Origin of the sequence: Streptomyces litmocidini, assembly GCF_014649755.1 — a bacterium.
In the GTDB taxonomy this organism is placed as follows: domain Bacteria; phylum Actinomycetota; class Actinomycetes; order Streptomycetales; family Streptomycetaceae; genus Streptomyces; species Streptomyces litmocidini.
On record NZ_BMTQ01000002.1, the window covers coordinates 210,375 to 227,164 of the forward strand.

19 protein-coding genes are annotated in these 16,790 nt (G+C 69.1%); 10 read left to right on the forward strand and 9 right to left on the reverse strand.

The genetic code is table 11. From position 1 onward, the window contains the following. The first annotated feature begins 97 nt into the window (after positions 1–97). From IE180_RS04300 to IE180_RS04310, 3 genes are all read left to right on the forward strand, one after another. On the forward strand, positions 98–961 hold the full coding sequence (locus tag IE180_RS04300) for a GNAT family N-acetyltransferase (protein ID WP_190155398.1): 864 nt from the start codon (positions 98–100) through the stop codon (positions 959–961). Between the two features lie 88 nt (positions 962–1,049). Next, a complete protein-coding gene (locus IE180_RS04305) occupies positions 1,050–1,508 on the forward strand; it encodes a MarR family winged helix-turn-helix transcriptional regulator (RefSeq protein ID WP_190155399.1) in 459 nt (152 codons plus the stop codon). 42 nt (positions 1,509–1,550) lie between these two features. After that, positions 1,551–2,003: a GNAT family N-acetyltransferase gene (locus IE180_RS04310; protein WP_190155400.1), complete on the forward strand. Its 453-nt coding sequence runs from the start codon at positions 1,551–1,553 to the stop codon at positions 2,001–2,003. Positions 2,004–2,070: 67 nt separating this feature from the next. Here IE180_RS04310 and IE180_RS04315 read toward each other — a convergent pair whose 3' ends face one another. Beyond that, positions 2,071–3,453 carry a serine hydrolase domain-containing protein gene (locus IE180_RS04315; RefSeq protein WP_190155401.1) on the reverse strand — a complete coding sequence of 461 codons (1,383 nt, stop codon included), beginning with the start codon at positions 3,451–3,453 and terminating at the stop codon, positions 2,071–2,073. A 152-nt stretch (positions 3,454–3,605) separates the two neighbouring features. Here IE180_RS04315 and IE180_RS04320 point away from each other — a divergent pair, with 152 nt between their 5' ends. Both IE180_RS04320 and IE180_RS04325 read left to right on the forward strand, forming a co-directional pair. Continuing rightward, positions 3,606–3,755, forward strand: coding sequence for a hypothetical protein (locus IE180_RS04320; RefSeq protein WP_190155402.1), 150 nt, complete (start codon positions 3,606–3,608; stop codon positions 3,753–3,755). 166 nt (positions 3,756–3,921) lie between these two features. Beyond that, complete coding sequence (locus IE180_RS04325; protein WP_229860284.1) at positions 3,922–4,716, forward strand: DUF6193 family natural product biosynthesis protein; 795 nt, start codon at positions 3,922–3,924, stop codon at positions 4,714–4,716. A gap of 22 nt (positions 4,717–4,738) precedes the next feature. Here IE180_RS04325 and IE180_RS04330 read toward each other — a convergent pair whose 3' ends face one another. Together IE180_RS04330 and IE180_RS04335 are read right to left on the reverse strand one after the other, a co-directional pair. Then, positions 4,739–5,041: a hypothetical protein gene (locus tag IE180_RS04330; RefSeq protein WP_229860331.1), complete on the reverse strand. Its 303-nt coding sequence runs from the start codon at positions 5,039–5,041 to the stop codon at positions 4,739–4,741. A gap of 58 nt (positions 5,042–5,099) precedes the next feature. Beyond that, positions 5,100–5,435, reverse strand: coding sequence for a hypothetical protein (locus IE180_RS04335; RefSeq protein WP_190155404.1), 336 nt, complete (start codon positions 5,433–5,435; stop codon positions 5,100–5,102). 200 nt (positions 5,436–5,635) lie between these two features. Here IE180_RS04335 and IE180_RS04340 point away from each other — a divergent pair, with 200 nt between their 5' ends. Beyond that, on the forward strand, positions 5,636–6,877 hold the full coding sequence (locus IE180_RS04340; RefSeq protein ID WP_229860285.1) for a TLD domain-containing protein: 1,242 nt from the start codon (positions 5,636–5,638) through the stop codon (positions 6,875–6,877). Between the two features lie 191 nt (positions 6,878–7,068). Here IE180_RS04340 and dnaB read toward each other — a convergent pair whose 3' ends face one another. After that, positions 7,069–8,550 (reverse strand): replicative DNA helicase, encoded by a 1,482-nt coding sequence (gene dnaB / locus IE180_RS04345; protein ID WP_190155405.1) that lies wholly within the window; start codon positions 8,548–8,550, stop codon positions 7,069–7,071. Between the two features lie 423 nt (positions 8,551–8,973). Between dnaB and IE180_RS04350 the strand changes: the two genes are divergently transcribed. Continuing rightward, on the forward strand, positions 8,974–10,311 hold the full coding sequence (locus tag IE180_RS04350) for an MATE family efflux transporter (protein WP_190155406.1): 1,338 nt from the start codon (positions 8,974–8,976) through the stop codon (positions 10,309–10,311). Between the two features lie 104 nt (positions 10,312–10,415). On the opposite strand, the gene rplI is transcribed toward IE180_RS04350, so the two are convergent. The 4 genes from rplI to rpsF all read right to left on the reverse strand — a co-directional run bounded on the left by rplI (position 10,416) and on the right by rpsF (position 12,122). Next, positions 10,416–10,862, reverse strand: coding sequence for a 50S ribosomal protein L9 (rplI, locus tag IE180_RS04355; RefSeq protein ID WP_030685731.1), 447 nt, complete (start codon positions 10,860–10,862; stop codon positions 10,416–10,418). Positions 10,863–10,880: 18 nt separating this feature from the next. Then, a complete protein-coding gene (rpsR, locus tag IE180_RS04360; RefSeq protein ID WP_005315025.1) occupies positions 10,881–11,117 on the reverse strand; it encodes a 30S ribosomal protein S18 in 237 nt (78 codons plus the stop codon). A 56-nt stretch (positions 11,118–11,173) separates the two neighbouring features. After that, complete coding sequence (locus IE180_RS04365) at positions 11,174–11,758, reverse strand: single-stranded DNA-binding protein (RefSeq protein ID WP_190155407.1); 585 nt, start codon at positions 11,756–11,758, stop codon at positions 11,174–11,176. 73 nt (positions 11,759–11,831) lie between these two features. Next, entirely contained in the window at positions 11,832–12,122 is a 291-nt protein-coding gene (rpsF, locus tag IE180_RS04370; RefSeq protein ID WP_015034882.1) for a 30S ribosomal protein S6, read from the reverse strand. A gap of 284 nt (positions 12,123–12,406) precedes the next feature. On the opposite strand from rpsF, the gene IE180_RS04375 reads away from it, so the two are divergent. From IE180_RS04375 to IE180_RS04385, 3 genes are all read left to right on the forward strand, one after another. Beyond that, positions 12,407–12,709, forward strand: a complete 303-nt coding sequence (locus IE180_RS04375; RefSeq protein WP_123453608.1) for a hypothetical protein — start codon at positions 12,407–12,409, stop codon at positions 12,707–12,709. A 119-nt stretch (positions 12,710–12,828) separates the two neighbouring features. Continuing rightward, a complete protein-coding gene (locus IE180_RS04380; RefSeq protein WP_190155408.1) occupies positions 12,829–13,947 on the forward strand; it encodes a lipid II:glycine glycyltransferase FemX in 1,119 nt (372 codons plus the stop codon). Positions 13,948–14,020: 73 nt separating this feature from the next. After that, complete coding sequence (locus tag IE180_RS04385; protein WP_190155409.1) at positions 14,021–15,052, forward strand: alanine racemase; 1,032 nt, start codon at positions 14,021–14,023, stop codon at positions 15,050–15,052. A 136-nt stretch (positions 15,053–15,188) separates the two neighbouring features. On the opposite strand, the gene IE180_RS04390 is transcribed toward IE180_RS04385, so the two are convergent. After that, complete coding sequence (locus IE180_RS04390) at positions 15,189–16,691, reverse strand: glycosyltransferase family 87 protein (protein ID WP_190155410.1); 1,503 nt, start codon at positions 16,689–16,691, stop codon at positions 15,189–15,191. Positions 16,692–16,790 lie beyond the last annotated feature (99 nt).

Sequence of the window (16,790 nt, forward strand, 5' to 3'; positions counted from 1 at the left end):
CGACGGAAGCAACGGCTCCTCGTGTATCGGCCGAGGGGTCGGCCGGATCGGGTAAAGCGGTGGACGGAAGATCACCGCGTCGGACAGCCTGGAGGGCATGCCGTCTTCCCCCGCCCCCCTCGCACAGCTCCCGATCCGGCACCTCACCTCGGGAGACCTCCTCGCCTGCGCCGATCTCTCCGAGAACCGGGGCTGGCCGCGCGAGGAACACAAATGGGGCCTGCTGCTCACCGCCGGCACCGGCTACGGCATCGACGATCCCGACGGTCCGGGCCTCGCCGCCTGCTGCGTGGTCACCTCGTACGGCCCCGGGCTCGCCGCGATCGGCATGGTGCTCGTCGCCGAGCGGTACGCACGACAGGGCGCGGGACGCCGGCTCATGCGGCACGTCCTGGCGGAGGCCGGGGACACCCCGCTCACGCTGTACGCCACGGCGAACGGGCAGCCCCTGTACGAACAGCTGGGCTTCGCCGAGGCGAGCCGGGCCGAGATGGTGTGCGGGCGCTTCACCTTCACCGCACCCGCCCCGGACGTTCCGGTCCGGCCGGCGACGGCCGAGGACCTTCCGGCGATCCTGCGCCTGGACCACGAGGCCTTCGGTCTCGACCGCACCCTCGTCATCGCCCGGCTCCCCGCGTTCGCGGACCTCCTCAGGGTCGCGGAGGAGGACGGCGAGATCACCGGCTTCGCCGCCGCCTGGCCCAACATGGACACCCATGTCATCGGCCCCCTGATCGCCCGGGACCCGGGCACGGCGAAGGCTCTGATCGCCTCCCTGGCCGCCGCCACCGACCGGCCGCTGCGCACGGACATCGACGTGCGGCACGCCTCCTTGCTGCGTTGGGCGAAGGAGAACGGCATCGACACGATCGCCACCACGTCGGTGATGATCCGCTCCCTGCCCGATCTCCCCGGCGACTGGCGCCGCCGCTTCGCCCCCCTGACGGTCGCCGCCGGATAGGTTTACTTGCAGACGCCCATTATTGCGCCTCTTCGTCTACCCTGGACGGCGAGCCGTACCGGCGCCGAGGAGACACCGAGGAGAGACCATGACCGCGACGGACCCCGCACTCATCGCGCTCTCCCAGCGCTGGTGCGCCCTCTCCCTGCTGCACGGCAGGATCGAGTCCCACATCGAGCGCGCCCTGGAGTCCGGCCACGGTCTGAGCGTGCGGGAGTACTCGCTGCTCGACGTCCTCAGCCGCCAGCACAGCGGCCCCGGCGGCCACCTCCAGATGAAGCAGGTCGCCGACGCCGTCGTGCTCAGCCAGAGCGCCACCACCCGGCTCGTCACCCGGCTCGAGGACCGCGGTCTGCTCACCCGGTACCTCTGCGCCACCGACCGGCGCGGCATCTACACCGACGTGACCGAGGCCGGCCAGAAGCTCCTCGAAGAGGCCCGCCCCACCAACGACAACGCCCTGCGCGAGGCCCTGGACGAAGCCGCGAAGAACCCCGAGCTGGCCCCGCTGGTCCAGGTCCTGGAGGGCACGGGCGCACCCGTGTGAGCCTGACGCCGGGCAGGAGCGCCCGACGTTACGCTGCGGGGCATGAGCGATCTTGAGATACGCCCCGCCACCGCGGAGGACCTTCCGGCCATCGTCGCGATGCTCGCCGACGACCCGCTGGGCGCACGGCGTGAATCCCCCGACGACCTCGCCCCGTACCTCATCGCCTTCGAGCGCCTCGCGAACGACCCGAACCAGCACGTCGTCGTGGCCGTCCGCGAGGACAAGGTCGTCGGCACCCTCCAGCTGACGATCATCCCGGGGCTCTCCCGCCGGGGCACCACCCGCTCGATCATCGAGGGCGTCCGCATCCACGCCGACGAGCGCGGCAGTGGCCTCGGAACGCAGCTCATCGAATGGGCCGTCGAGGAGTCGGGCCGCCAGGACTGCCGGCTCGTCCAGCTGACCTCCGACGTCACCCGCACCGATGCCCACCGCTTCTACGAGCGCCTGGGCTTCGAGGCCTCCCACGTGGGGTTCAAGAAGAACCTCTGAAAGAAGAGCCTCTGAGGACGTGTTTCACGTGAAACGGCGTGGTTCCACGTGAAACGCCCCCAGCGCCTCAGAGACCGCGCCAGCCCGCCTCGTCCATCCCGCCCGGAACCGCGTCCTTCGGCTCGTACGGCTCCCGGGTGAAGACGAACGAGCCGAGGTCGAGATGGCTCACGCCGCCGTCGGCGCGCCGCACCGCCCTGAGCGTCTCCCCCGCGTAGTAGCCGTTCAGGCCGACCCAGCCGCCCTCCGGCAGCGCCCGGAAGCGGGCCCCTCGCCCGGTGCCCCGCAGCGGTTCGAGCACCACGCTCCGCTCGGGCCCGAGCCGAAGCCCGTAGGCGTACGTACCCCAGTACCAGAGCCCCGTGAGGGAGAGCAGCTCCTCGTCGACCTCGGCCTCGGGAAGGGGGCGCCACGGCTCCGGGAACCTCGGCTCCGCCTCCGCCACGATCCGTACGAGATCGGCGGCCACGACCCCCACCGACGGCCCCGAGGTGGCGTTGGAGAGGGCGATGCCCGCCAGGCCGTCCTCCACGCTCACCCACAGGCAGGCGACGAAACCCGGGAGGGAGCCGCTGTGGCCGATCAGCGTGCGGCCGTCCTTGCGCACCAGCTGGAGACCGAACCCGTAGCTCGCCTCCCAGTCGCCCTCCCCGGCGGGAGCGGCCGGGGCGCGCATCTCCTCCACGGACGCCGCGGCGAGCACCCGCTCGTCCCCCGCCGCGAGGAAGGCGGCGAAGCGCGCGAGGTCGGCGGCCGTCGACCAGAGTTGCCCGGCCGCTGCCATCAGACCGAGGTCCTCGGACGGCTCGGGCAGCATGACGTCGGCCCAGGGATGCACGGCCCAGCCACCCGCGTGCGGAGCGACGGGACCGACCGTCGTACGGCCCATCCCCAGCGGCTCCAGGACCTCGCGCCGCAGCGCCTCCTCCCAGGACACCCCCCGCACCGCCTCGACCAGCGAACCCAGCAGGGTGTAGCCCGGGTTGGAGTAGTGGTGCCGGCGCCCCGGCGACTGGAGGAAGGGCTGCTCCCCCAGGACGTCGGAGAGTTCCGGCCGCAGGGCGGCCGAGGACCGCTCCCACCACGCGCCGGGCGTCTCGGCCGCGAGACCGCCGGTGTGGCCCAGGAGTTGGGCGATCGTCACCTCGCCGACGCCCGTTCCCTTCAGATGGCGCTCCAGCGGATCGTCGAGGCCGAGCAGACCCTCGTCCCGGAGCCGCATCACCAGGACGGCGGTGAACACCTTGGTGATGGACCCGATCCTGAACTGGGTGTCGGCGTCCGGCGCGTGACCGTCCACACAGCTGCGCGAACCACTCCAGACCAACGCCCCGTCACGGACCACCGCCCCCACGAAGGACGGCGTCCGCCCCTCGGACTGGGCGACCGCGACGCGGTGCAGCAGAGCTCGCTCGGTGCCGGGCAACAAGGCTTCGAAAGATGTCGTCATGGACACCATCCAACGCGAAGGTCACCCACGGAGCTCTCCGATTTCCCCGAGCGTCGTCCCGTCAGGACCGGCGGCGGCTCGAGACGCCCCGCATGCGGTCCGGCACCGCCCGCTTCACGCCCTGTGCGTCACCACCGGCCAGAACTGCTCCCATGACCGGCATCGACCGTCTCACCACCCCCTGTCCCCCGCCGCCCACAGCCCGGCCGACGGACCGGTCCTCGACCGAGCGAGCCCTCGGCATGCCTCTGCCGACGGCCTGCGAGCGGATCGCCGACGCCTACGGGGCCGGAAACGGATAGCCGCGGTCGGCAGGGGCGGCTGAGGCCCTGCATTCCTGTAGGATCCCGCGGTTCGTGTCATAGAGCATCGCGTTGACCTGCAGCTTCTCTTTGAGTCTCACAGCGTGACGAGCTTGATCAATCTCACGGACGTGGCAGATTCCTCAGCACGAGGGAGACTGCCTCGGTGACCTCGAACGCGACACCCCCTGCCCGGCACGAGCCACTCCCGGCCGACGCTTCCTTGTATCCAGACCTGGCGTCCGCCGGCAGCTTCGCCGGAGCGCTGGAAGCCGTGGCTGCTGAGCTCGGTCTCTCCCTGGGCAGGGTTCTTGTGGATGATTCGAACCCGCTCCGGACGGCAGGCGTCGAGAGCACGGTGGCTGACCGTGAGGCGTGCTGGATCAGCCTGGGGTCTGTGGAGCGGTGGTTCATCTTCAGCGGTTGGTCCATGGGGGTGCAGTTGGTCTCGGGCGCGACTCAGGACTTGGGCGAGATGGCACGGGCCCTGGAGGCATGGCGGAACGGCCTGAGGCTCAAAGAGATCCGCGAGGTGAGCCCATTCGTCAAGGTCACCGAGTTGGCCGAAGCCCATGAAAAGGGTCCGGCCGAGGCGGTCGCGGTGAAGTGGCGCTTGCTCCTTGAAGGCCTGCGCCGAGATTCGGACCGCCGGGAGTTCGCCCATCGGACGCTGAAGGTTGCCGAGCTTGCGCATGCCGAACCACAGCTGCGCCGGCTGCTTCCGTTCACCAGCCACTGGTCGCTTCATTTCACAACCTGCACTGGGTTCCCGTACTCATGGGACGTGCCGTTCATCGATCCGCTGAGCGACGGACGATATCGAGTCTGCGGCCCTTCACGAGGAAGAGTGATCGGTGAGGCGGACACCGCTGAGCACGCGATCGCCTTGGTGGTGGGCGGGCTTCCGGCGAACTGCGGACCAGCAGTCGCCGGCACTGTCAACGATCAACAGTCTTTGTAGTTCCTCCTCCGCCCGTCCGATCTCATGACGGCCGGGCTGCGATCTGCCGACGGGCGGAGTTCCCGACCTCCTCGAACCCGTCGGAGGTCAGCTGCTCCGGACCGTGGCCTTCCCACTCGGAGACGGGCTGTTCGGCTGTGATCCCGAACCTGTTGTCGTACTCGTCGAGGCGGCCTGCGTCGCGGGCCCGCTGCCACTCGGCGAGGGAGGCAGCTGCGATCGGGGTCAGCTCAGGCCCTTCGAGTTCGACCTGCCGGATCACCCAGCCTTCGGCGTCGACCTCGAAGTAGAACCAGGTGTCTTCCTCGTCCCAGTAGCAGCGCATCCAGGTGGTCACCAGGCCATGATGACGGGCCAGGTGCACCGCGCTGCTCCGCTTCGCCTCATGACTGGGCGATGAATCCTGCGGATCGATCGAGCTGGAAAGGAGAACCGACCCGGGTGGGATCCCAGCCCTGATCCCGTGCCGCTCGAATGCCGGCAGCAACGTGTGCTGGGCGAATGGGCTCCGTCTCGACGCCCACCCAGTTGCTGGGATGGGCCTGGCCGCTGGTGACGATCAAGGTCGTGCCCGGCCGGCTGCCGCCGGCCGCTTCGACCGCGTAGGTCATCGGTGTCCAGCAGAGTCCCTGCATGGAGGAGGGCTTCCTGCGGATCCGCCAGCGGTACTCGGTTCCGTCAACGGTTATGCGCCGGGAACCCTTCTTGTTCAGCGCCATCTTCGCCTCCTCCGCTGTTGGACTGTGCTGTGTCGCCGCGGGCGCGAAAAGCAGGTTGCACGCGAACGTACCGAACGTCATCGCCGACAAGTACCTTCCGGACTACGGATGGGTTGATCAGCCCATGAGTTGGTGTCAGTGCCGAGCGACCCGGCGCATCGCACCCACCCTGGGTGCACTCACCGCGATCGGAGAGCACCGTGAAGAACAGCCCGTTGTGGCGAGTGGTTGACAACGAGAGTGGTAGCCAGTCCGTCGTCAGCACGCCCTCCGAGGCGGTCGCGTTCGTCAACAGCCGGTTCGACACCGATGACGACGACGAGCCGTTCAGCATCACCGAGGTCGGTCCTCTCCTTCCGAAGCCGCTCGGGGTCATCACCGCATGGGCCGTCGAGAAGGACGGCGAGCGAACCGACGGGCGTACTGCCCCGATCACCATCAGGCCGGTTGTGACGGACAACGCCAGCGAGTGCGATGACGTCGTGCTCTGGGGCGACGTGTACGTCTCCTGGGACCACGACATGTACACCGTCGAGGGGCCGGACGGCTCCGAGTACAGCGAGGCTTACAGCGCAACCGAGTTGAGTGCGATCCTCGACGAGTACGCCGACGACTATGAGTACGCGCCTGAAGGGCCCGACAGCCACAGGTGGCCGAAACCGGAAGAGTTGATCACCTACGGCGCCCAGGAGTGTGCCAAGCGGTTCGGGCACCTCGACGACGACGCCCTGCTGTGGCTCGCTGCCACCCGCATCACGCTCGCCGTGTGGCGCAACACACCCGTCGAGAACTGGCATGCCGGGAAGAGTCCGCTGCACGACGGCACGATGATGCGGATCAACACGGCAACCACCCGACTCGTACGCTCGATGCTGTCGTTCGACCATGTCGACTGGATCGGTCTCGGTCTCGCGATCGTCAACCCGTCCCGGGTTCTACCGACAGGGCAGTCCGTACTCGAGCTCGGGCTGGCCTGCCACAACCCTGACGACCCGGCGCACGAGGTTGATCCGCGAGAAGAACTCGCGGAGATGGCGCAGGTCGCGATCTCATGGGGGCGAAGGTACTGCCTTCACGAGAAGGGGTTCGGTCTGCGCACCCTGATCGAATCCTTCTGTGCGTCCGACAACGGCTGGTTCGGAGCACCGAGTTGGGGGCGCATCGTCGATCGGTTCCTTACGGCTGTCGACGACCGGGAGAATGCGCACTGGGGCATATACCAGGACAAGCCTTGGTTCAACGAGTGGTTCACCAACCGGCCGGCCGCCATTGCGGACACCACGGAATTTCGTCGGCTGCTCCTTGCCGGGCCCGACCTGCTGTCCGAGGAGGCCGCCGAATGGTGCGTGGATGGTGCCATCGGATACGTCTGCCAGGACGACCACGCGAACGACTGCTGGCGGTGCGGTATCCCGCTGGCAACGGAGTCCCCAAACGGGTGAACGTGGGCAGCCTCCTCCGCGAGCGCTCCGTTCGCATCCGCGTGAGGCGCCCACGCCGGACCTGAGGCAAGGCCACCCGAACAAGTGACGGCAGTGGCCAGCGATTCTCAATCCCGTGTCAGTTCGGCCAGTTGCATGACATCGCGACTGAGAAAATGACACGAGATCTGAGAACCTACAATTCCCTCGGGTCAGGTCTGGGCCATGTCCACGAAACGCGAGTAGTGGCCCTGGAAGGCCACGGTGATCGTGGCCGTCGGGCCGTTACGGTGCTTGCCCACGATGATGTCCGCCTCGCCCGCGCGCGGTGACTCCTTCTCGTAGGCGTCCTCGCGGTGCAGCAGGATGACCATGTCGGCGTCCTGCTCGATCGAGCCGGACTCACGCAGGTCGGAGACCATCGGCTTCTTGTCGGTGCGCTGCTCGGGGCCACGGTTCAGCTGGGAGAGCGCGATCACCGGCAGTTCCAGCTCCTTGGCGAGGAGCTTCAGGTTTCGCGACATGTCGGAGACCTCTTGCTGACGGCTCTCCTGCCGCTTGGAACCGCCCGACTGCATGAGCTGCAGATAGTCGATGATGACGAGCTTCAGACCGTTGCGCTGCTTGAGCCGGCGGCACTTCGCGCGGATCTCCATCATCGACAGGTTCGGGGAGTCGTCGATGTACAGCGGGGCCTGGGAGACGTCCGGCATCCGGCGGGCGAGTCGCGTCCAGTCCTCGTCGGTCATCGTGCCGGAGCGCATGTGGTGGAGCGCGACCCGCGCCTCGGCCGAGAGGAGACGCATGGCGATCTCGTTGCGGCCCATTTCGAGGGAGAAGATGACGCTGGGCAGGTTGTGCTTGATGGAGGCCGCCCGGGCGAAGTCCAGGGCGAGGGTCGACTTTCCCATGGCGGGACGGGCCGCGATGATGATCATCTGGCCGGGGTGCAGTCCGTTGGTGAGCGAGTCGAGGTCCGTGAAGCCGGTGGGCACACCGGTCATCTCGCCGCTGCGGGAGCCGATCGCCTCGATCTCGTCGAGCGCCCCCTCCATGATGTCGCCGAGCGGCAGGTAGTCCTCGGTGGTGCGCTGCTCGGTGACGGCGTAGATCTCGGCCTGGGCCGAGTTCACGATCTCGTCGACGTCTCCGTCGGCCGCGTACCCCATCTGCGTGATCTTGGTGCCGGCCTCCACGAGGCGGCGCAGGACCGCGCGCTCGTGGACGATCTCCGCGTAGTACGAGGCGTTGGCCGCGGTCGGGACCGACTGCACCAGCGTGTGGAGGTAGGAGGCGCCGCCGACGCGGGTGATCTCACCGCGCTTGGTGAGCTCGGCGCCGACCGTGATCGGGTCGGCCGGCTCGCCCTTGGCGTAGAGGTCGAGGATCGCCGCGTAGACGGTCTCGTGGGCGGGCTTGTAGAAGTCGTTGCCCTTGATGATCTCCACGACGTCCGCGATGGCGTCCTTGGAGAGCAGCATGCCGCCGAGGACGGACTGCTCGGCGTCGAGGTCCTGCGGGGGAACGCGCTCGAAGGCGGAGAGCCCGCCGTCCCAGGGACCGTCGCCGCCCCGCTCGTGCTGGTCGTCGCGGCCGCGGCCACGACCGCGGCCCTCGCCACGGGTACGGGTGGGCAGCCGGTCGCTCGGTCCGCTGTCGGCCCAGGGGTCGTCCATGGGCTCGGGAACGCTCACCAAGCCACCTCCTCCCGTCCGCTCCGCGGACTTCGCCGTGCCACTCTTCCTTATGCCACGCCTTGATCGACGAGTGGCTTCGCGACCGCTTCTGACGCGTCGGGCGCCGGACCACGGTAGGCCTGTGGAGAGCCCCAGCCAATCTGGTTATCCACAGGCCCTGTGGGTTACGGGCCAGATGCTGTGGAGAACTCCCCGGATCCTGTGCACGGAGCAGGGGACAGCCATGTGGACAAACTCATAGCACCCTCGATCTCACCCATCTGACCTGCGCTTTTCCCATCCACGGCCTGTGGGGGAGAAAAAGTTGTCCACCGGGATCAAGATCAGAACAAACGGCCCACACCCGAAGCCCCGCACCCGCCGCAAGTAAGGATCGACGATGCATTGCATCTCTTACCTGTGGAAGATTAGATTGAGCCCATGACTCAGGCCCCCGCGACCTCCAGGGACGTCCGCCGACAGCACGACCGCGAGATCGTCTCCCTCGCCCTGCCGGCCTTCGGCGCCCTCGTCGCCGAGCCGCTGTTCCTCATGGTCGACAGCGCCATCGTCGGGCACCTCGGCACGCCTCAGCTCGCGGGCCTCGCGATCGCCGCGGCACTGCTCTCCACCGCCGTCAGCGTCTTCGTCTTCCTCGCCTACGCCACCACGGCCGCCGTCGCCCGGCGCGTGGGCGCGGGTGACCTCCAGGCCGCCATCCGGCAGGGCATGGACGGCATCTGGCTGGCGCTCCTGCTCGGCGCCGCCGTCGTGGCACTGACCCTGCCCACGGCACCGTGGCTCATCGACGTCTTCGGCGCCTCGGACACCGCCGCTCCGTACGCCGTCACCTACCTCAGGATCTCCAGCCTCGGAATCCCCGCCATGCTGGCGGTCCTGGCCGCCACCGGCGTCCTGCGCGGCCTCCAGGACACCCGTACGCCGCTCTACGTGGCCATCGCCGGCTTCGCGGCCAACGGGGCGCTCAACGCGGGCCTGGTCTACGGCGCCGGCCTGGGCATCGCCGGCTCCGCCTGGGGCACGGTCATCGCCCAGTACGGCATGGCCGCCGCCTACCTCGTCGTGGTCGTACGGGGCGCCCGACGTCACGGCGCCTCCCTCCGCCCCGATCCGGCCGGCATACGCGCCTGCGCCCAGGCCGGCGTCCCCCTCCTGGTCCGCACCCTCTCCCTGCGGGCGATCCTGATGATCGCCACGGCCGTCGCCGCCCGGCTCGGGGACGCCGAGGTCGCCGCCCATCAGATCATCCTGTCCCTGTGGAGCCTGATGGCCTTCGCGCTCGACGCGATCGCCATCGCGGGCCAGGCCATCATCGGCCGCTACCTCGGTGCGGACGACGCCGACGGGGCACGCCGGGTCTGCCACCGCATGGTCCAGTGGGGCGTGGCCTCGGGAGTGGTGCTCGGCGCGCTGCTCATCGTCACCCGGCCCCTGTTCGTCCCGCTCTTCACCGGTGACACCGTCGTGCGGGACACCCTGCTCCCGGCCCTGCTCGTGGTCGCGCTCTCCCAGCCGGTCTCCGGGGTCGTCTTCGTCCTCGACGGCGTCCTGATGGGGGCGGGAGACGGCCCCTATCTGGCCCGGGCGATGCTGCTCACGCTGGTGGTCTTCGCCCCGCTCGCCCTTCTGGTCCCGACGCTCGGCGGCGGTCTGACGGCGCTGTGGTGGGCGATGACCCTGATGATGACGGTCCGGATGGGAACCCTCTGGTTCCGCATGCGCTCCGGCCACTGGATCGTCACGGGCGCCACCCGCTGAGGGGCCGCGCGTTCCACGTGGAACGACAGGCGGAACGGCGGAAGGGCCGCACCCCGGGGGTGCGGCCCTTCCTCGCTGCTGAGCGCAGACTGCCGAGGGCAGCGTTACGCGGCGACGACCTCGATGCCGAGCTTCGCGGCGACCTCGGGGTGCAGACGCACGGAGACCTGGTGCGAGCCCAGGGTCTTGATCGGCGAACCGAGCTCGACGCGACGCTTGTCGACGTCGGGGCCACCCGCGGTCTTGATCGCCGAGGCGATGTCGGCCGGGGTCACGGAGCCGAAGAGACGGCCGGCGTCGCCGGAGCGAACGGCCAGGCGCACCTTCGTGCCCTCGAGCTGGGCCTTGATCTCGTTGGCCTGCTCGATGGTCGCGATCTCGTGGATCTTGCGGGCGCGGCGGATCTGCGCCACGTCCTTCTCGCCGCCCTTGGTCCAGCGGATCGCGAAACCGCGCGGGACCAGGTAGTTGCGAGCGTAGCCGTCCTTGACGTCGACGACGTCGCCAGCGGCACCGAGGCCGGAAACCTCGTGGGTGAGGATGATCTTCATTTTTCGGTCACCCTTCCCTTATCGCGCGGTGGACGTGTAGGGCAGCAGCGCCATCTCACGGCTGTTCTTGACGGCCGTGGCGACGTCACGCTGGTGCTGCGTGCAGTTGCCGGTCACGCGGCGGGCACGGATCTTGCCGCGGTCGGAAATGAACTTCCGCAGCATGTTCGTGTCCTTGTAGTCCACGTACGCGGTCTTGTCCTTGCAGAACGCGCAGACCTTCTTCTTAGGCTTGCGCACAGGCGGCTTCGCCATGGTGTTTCTCCTGTGTGATCAAGAAGTGGGGGTACGAGCTGCTTCGAGGGCGTGCCCTAGAAGGGGGGCTCGTCCGAGTAGCCGCCGCCGGAGTTTCCACCCCAGCCGCCTCCGCCGCCCTGCTGGCCGCCGCCGGAGGAGGGGCTGCCGGTCGCCCACGGGTCGTCGGCGGGAGCACCGCCGCCACCCTGCTGGGGACCACCGGAGCTTCCGCCCCAGCTGCCACCGCCGCCGCCGGCCTGCTGGCCGCCGCCGTATCCGCCCTGGCCACCGCGACCGGTGGTCTTGGTGACCTTGGCCGTGGCGTTCTTGAGGCTGGGGCCGACTTCCTCGACGTCCAGCTCGTAGACCGTGCGCTTGACGCCCTCACGGTCCTCGTAGGACCGCTGCTTCAGCCGGCCCTGCACGACGACGCGCATGCCTCGCTGGAGCGATTCGGCGACGTTCTCCGCCGCCTGACGCCAGACCGAGCAGGTCAGGAAGAGGCTCTCGCCGTCCTTCCACTCGTTGGTCTGGCGGTCGAAGGTGCGGGGGGTGGACGCGATACGGAACTTCGCGACCGCCGCACCGGACGGGGTGAAGCGCAGCTCGGGGTCGTCGACAAGATTGCCGACGACCGTGATGACGGTCTCGCCTGCCATGGGGAACCTCTCGGCGGGTTTGCTTCTGGCTGCTTCGTTGCTACTCGAACCCGATGACCTCTGAGCTAGAAGCTCAGTGGGTCTCGGGACGGAGGACCTTGGTCCGGAGGACCGACTCGTTCAGGTTGAGCTGGCGGTCGAGCTCCTTGACGACCGCAGGCTCGGCCTGCAGGTCGATGACCGAGTAGATGCCCTCGGGCTTCTTCTTGATCTCGTAGGCGAGACGACGACGGCCCCAGGTGTCGACCTTCTCGACCTTTCCGTTGCCCTCACGGACGACGGAGAGGAAGTTCTCGATCAGCGGGGAGACAGCGCGCTCCTCGAGATCGGGGTCGAGGATGACCATCACCTCGTAGTGACGCATGTGGAACCCACCTCCTTTGGACTCAGCGGCCACGGTCGTTCCGTGGCAGGAGGGTCGTGATGCGTAAGCAACGGTATCCGCCACCACTGACAGTCCCCTCGGCGAGCGAGGAGCGCCGTCGGGGATCCCGGAGGGACCTGGGCAGACACCGGCGCAGCTGTACAGAGTACCCGCACATCGGCTTCCGGTTGAAATTCCCCGGGGAGGGGACGCAATCTGTACACGACGGACATGGGCGGCGCTACGATGCGCCGCCTTCCGGTAGCCACGCCAGGAGGTGCCCTATGGCACAGGCAATGCGACCCGACCCCGGCCACTCCCTCTTCGCGACCGACGGCAAACCCCACCCCCTCCAGGACGCCCTGATGGGCGTGACACTGGTCCTGGGGATCCTCGCCTTCGTCACGGCGCAGTTCCACAACCTGCACCTGTTGAGCTCCTGGTCGGGTCTGATCGGCATCCTGACCGGCGCGTACGGACAGTTCATCTCCGTGACGACGCGCGAGCGCTTCCTGATGATCATCGGGCTCGGCGCCTCGGCGGTCGGTTTCTACCTCGGAATGGCGCACGGCGGCCTCTTCGGCTGAACCCGACCGCGCGTCGGCGCACACACACCAATTCGGGGCACTCCTCGGTCACAGTAGGCTTCGGCGCGAGAGCCGGAGCCCCTGACCGATGGGGACACACCTGCCGAGGAGCGCCCCGCATGAGCCTGACCCTGAGGACCATCAGCCGTGAGCAGCATCTGGCATTCATCCAGAGCCAGCCCGCCGCGAGTCACTGCCAGGTCCCGGCGTGGGCTGATGTGAAGACCGAGTGGCGCTCGGAGAACCTCGGCTGGTTCGACAAGTCCGGCGAGCTCGTCGGCGTCGGCCTGGTGCTCTACCGCCAGCTGCCGAAGATCAAGCGCTACCTCGCCTACCTGCCCGAGGGGCCGGTCATCAACTGGTACGCGCCCAACCTCGACGACTGGCTGCAGCCGATGCTGGCGCACCTCAAGCAGCAGGGCGCCTTCTCGGTGAAGATGGGCCCGCCGGTGGTCATCCGCCGCTGGGACTCGGCCGCCATCAAGGCCGGCATCCAGGACCCGGACGTCAAGCGCCTGAAGGACGTCGAGGCCACCCACATCGAGCCGCGCGCCTTCGAGGTCGCGGACCGGCTGCGGAAGATGGGCTGGCAGCAGAGCGAGGACGGCGGCGCCGGCTTCGGCGACGTGCAGCCCCGCTACGTCTTCCAGGTCCCGCTCGCGAACCGCTCGCTCGACGACGTCCTCAAGGGCTTCAACCAGCTGTGGCGCCGCAACATCAAGAAGGCCGAGAAGGCCGGTGTCGAGGTCGTCCAGGGCGGCTACGAGGACCTGGACGAGTGGCAGCGGCTGTACGAGATCACGGCCGTCCGCGACCACTTCCGGCCGCGCCCGCTCTCGTACTTCCAGCGCATGTGGACCGTCCTCAACAACGAGGACCCCAACCGCATGCGGCTCTACTTCGCCCGCCACAACGGCGTGAACCTCTCCGCCGCGACCATGCTCGTCGTCGGCGGGCACGTCTGGTACTCCTACGGCGCCTCCGACAACATCGGCCGTGAGGTCCGGCCCTCGAACGCGATGCAGTGGCGGATGCTGCGCGACGCGTACGCCATGGGCGCGACCGTCTACGACCTGCGGGGCATCTCGGACTCGCTCGACGAGACCGACCACCTCTTCGGACTCATCCAGTTCAAGGTGGGCACGGGCGGCGAGGCCGTCGAGTACGTCGGCGAGTGGGACTTCCCGCTGAACAAGCTGCTGCACAAGGCGCTCGACATCTACATGTCGCGCCGCTGACCGTTCCGTAGGCTTCGTAGTCTCGTACACACCTCTGACCCACCGCTGCCATCAGAAAGGTTCCGGGCCGGCCATGGCGCTCTCCCTCTACGTCGACACCGCTCGCTGGCGGGCGCACCAGAAGACCGTCATCGACCAGTTCCCGGGCCTCATTCCGGTGTGCAAGGGCAACGGGTACGGCTTCGGGCACGAGCGCCTCGCGGACGAGGCGGCCCGGTTCGGCGCCGACATGCTCGCCGTGGGCACCACCTACGAAGCCGCGAAGATCAAGGACTGGTTCGGTGGCGACCTGCTGGTCCTCACCCCCTTCCGCCGGGGCGAGGAACCGGTTCCGCTGCCCGACCGGGTGGTCCGTTCCGTGTCGTCCGTGGACGGCGTCCACGCCCTGGTGGGCGCCCGGGTCGTGATCGAGTGCATGAGCTCGATGAAGCGGCACGGCGTGCGCGAGGAGGAGCTCCCGCAGCTCCACGCCGCCATCGAGGACGTCCGTCTGGAGGGCTTCGCCCTCCACCTGCCCCTGGACCGTCCGGACGGCACGGACGCCGTCGAGGAGGTCATCGCCTGGATGGACCGGCTGCGGTCCGCCAGGCTGCCGCTGCACACCATGTTCGTGAGCCACCTGCGGGCCGAGGAGCAGGCACGGCTCCAGCAGCAGTTCCCGCAGACCCGGTTCCGCGCCCGGATCGGCACCCGGCTGTGGCTGGGCGACCACGAGGCCACGGAGTACCGGGGCGCCGTCCTCGACGTGACCCGGGTCGCCAAGGGCGACCGGTTCGGCTACCGCCAGCAGAAGGCCGCGTCCGACGGCTGGCTGGTCGTCGTCGCCGGCGGCACCTCCCACGGAGTGGGTCTGGAGGCCCCGAAGGCCATGCACGGCGTCATGCCGCGCGCCAAGGGCGTCGCCCGGGCGGGCCTCGCCACGGTCAACCGGAACCTCTCGCCTTTCGTCTGGGCGGGGAAGCAGCGCTGGTTCGCCGAGCCGCCGCACATGCAGGTGTCGATCCTGTTCGTGCCGGCCGACGCCCAGGAGCCCCGGGTGGGCGACGAGCTGGTGGCGCATCTGCGCCACACCACGACACAGTTCGACCGTCTCGTCGAGCGCTGAGCCGGCCGGAGGCACCGCCCGGCCGAGCCTGCTGGGCCCGGCCGGGCCGCCGAGACGAATCACCCCCCGGAACCCTGCTTCCGGGGGGTGATCGCCTCGTTCTCGTCGCGGTGTTCCGTTCGGGGGCCCCAGGGTTCTATTCGGGGGCGCCCCAGGGGTCGTCGGTGGTGCCCCAGCGCACCCGCTGCCCCTCCTCCACGGCCGGGGCCGCGTGCCGGGCCGGGTGGGCCGCCCTGCCCGTCACGGCGACGTCCTCGGCACCGTCCAGGACGCCCCCCGAGGGGTCGTCCGCGCCGTCCTGCCGGACCGGGTCCTTCTCGGGCGCCAGGATGTCCCGTACGACCATCGCGCACAGGTACAGCGTGCCGAGCAGGTGCAGGACGATCGCGAACTGGTAGCCCTCCACCGGCAGGCCCTGCTTCTCGCCGCTGCCCGTGAACGCCAGGTACATCCAGATGCCGACGAAGTACATGACCTCGCAGGCCTGCCAGACCAGGAAGTCCCGCCAGCGGGGCCGGGCGAGCGCGGCCAGCGGGACCAGCCACAGGACGTACTGCGGCGAGTAGACCTTGTTCGTCAGCACGAAGGCGGCGACGACCAGGAAGGCCAGCTGGACGAAGCGCGGCCTGCGGGGCGCCGTGAACACCAGGAACGCGAGGCCCGCCACCGCCGCCGCCATCAGCAGCAGCGCGTACAGGTTGGCCCGGCCCGGCGTGATCACGTCGCCCGTCCGCTGGCTGACCAGCAGCCAGATCGAACCGAAGTCGACGTTCCGGTCCCGGCTGAAGAGGTAGAACTGCTTCCACCCCTCCGGCGCGAGCAGCATCACGGGCAGGTTCACGACCAGCCAGGAGCCCAGGAAGCCGAGCACCGCGGCCCCGTACGCCCGCCACCTCCCGGCCCGCCAGCAGAGCAGCAGCAGCGGGCAGAGGAGCAGTATGGGGTAGAACTTGGCGGCGGTGGCCAGGCCGAGCAGGATCCCGAAGGCCAGCGGCCGGCTCCGCGACCACATCAGGACGGCGGCGGCGGTCAGCGCGACGGCCAGCATGTCCCAGTTGATCGTGGCGGTGAGCGCGACCGAGGGCGCGAGGGCCACCAGCAGGCCGTCCCAGGGGCGCCGGCGGTGCGTCCGGGCCACACAGACCGCCAGGACGGCCGCGCACACCATCAGCATGCCGGCGTTGACCAGCCAGTACGACCGCTCCTGTTGGCTCGTGTCGCCGCCGGGCGTCAGCCAGGCCGCGACCTCCATGAAGAGACCCGTCAGGACCGGATACTCCAGGAACGGTATGTCGCCGCCCAGCCGGTCGAAGTACGGGATCAGGCCCTCCGCGAAGCCCCGGCCGACGAAGAGGTGCGGGATGTCCGAGTAGCAGGCGTGGGTGTACTGGGAGGTCGTTCCGCGGAACCAGGCCCAGTTGTAGCAGGGCAGCTTCTGCACCATGCCGAGGGCGTACATGCCGAGGGCCACGAGCGCGACGACCCGCACCGGCGTCAGCTGTCCGGTGCCGGGCGCCGCCCGGCGCCCGTAGGGGCCGCCGATCAGTTCGCTGCCCGCTGCGGCCACCTTGTCCCGGTGGGTGGGGACGACCGTCTGCGAGCGGTCCCGCGGGGCACTCGACTTCTGGAGGCTCGGCATGGGGGACATCCTGCCGTACGCCCCCGGGAAAACGGCGAGGGCCGCCGCGGCCGGTCCGTACGGAAAGTACGGACCGGCCGCGGCGGCCCTCAGGACGTG

Bases quoted from the DNA above. Each gene is read 5' to 3' on its own strand.
- IE180_RS04300 (WP_190155398.1), top strand. From the start codon at position 98: ATGCCGTCTTCCCCCGCCCCCCTCGCACAGCTCCCGATCCGGCACCTC.
- IE180_RS04305 (WP_190155399.1), top strand. From the start codon at position 1,050: ATGACCGCGACGGACCCCGCACTCATCGCGCTCTCCCAGCGCTGGTGC.
- IE180_RS04310 (WP_190155400.1), top strand. From the start codon at position 1,551: ATGAGCGATCTTGAGATACGCCCCGCCACCGCGGAGGACCTTCCGGCC.
- IE180_RS04315 (WP_190155401.1), bottom strand. From the start codon at position 3,453: ATGACGACATCTTTCGAAGCCTTGTTGCCCGGCACCGAGCGAGCTCTG.
- IE180_RS04320 (WP_190155402.1), top strand. From the start codon at position 3,606: ATGACCGGCATCGACCGTCTCACCACCCCCTGTCCCCCGCCGCCCACA.
- IE180_RS04330 (WP_229860331.1), bottom strand. From the start codon at position 5,041: ATGCGCTGCTACTGGGACGAGGAAGACACCTGGTTCTACTTCGAGGTC.
- IE180_RS04335 (WP_190155404.1), bottom strand. From the start codon at position 5,435: ATGGCGCTGAACAAGAAGGGTTCCCGGCGCATAACCGTTGACGGAACC.
- IE180_RS04350 (WP_190155406.1), top strand. From the start codon at position 8,974: ATGACTCAGGCCCCCGCGACCTCCAGGGACGTCCGCCGACAGCACGAC.
- rplI (WP_030685731.1), bottom strand. From the start codon at position 10,862: ATGAAGATCATCCTCACCCACGAGGTTTCCGGCCTCGGTGCCGCTGGC.
- rpsR (WP_005315025.1), bottom strand. From the start codon at position 11,117: ATGGCGAAGCCGCCTGTGCGCAAGCCTAAGAAGAAGGTCTGCGCGTTC.
- IE180_RS04365 (WP_190155407.1), bottom strand. From the start codon at position 11,758: ATGGCAGGCGAGACCGTCATCACGGTCGTCGGCAATCTTGTCGACGAC.
- rpsF (WP_015034882.1), bottom strand. From the start codon at position 12,122: ATGCGTCACTACGAGGTGATGGTCATCCTCGACCCCGATCTCGAGGAG.
- IE180_RS04375 (WP_123453608.1), top strand. From the start codon at position 12,407: ATGGCACAGGCAATGCGACCCGACCCCGGCCACTCCCTCTTCGCGACC.
- IE180_RS04380 (WP_190155408.1), top strand. From the start codon at position 12,829: ATGAGCCTGACCCTGAGGACCATCAGCCGTGAGCAGCATCTGGCATTC.
- IE180_RS04385 (WP_190155409.1), top strand. From the start codon at position 14,021: ATGGCGCTCTCCCTCTACGTCGACACCGCTCGCTGGCGGGCGCACCAG.
- IE180_RS04390 (WP_190155410.1), bottom strand. From the start codon at position 16,691: ATGCCGAGCCTCCAGAAGTCGAGTGCCCCGCGGGACCGCTCGCAGACG.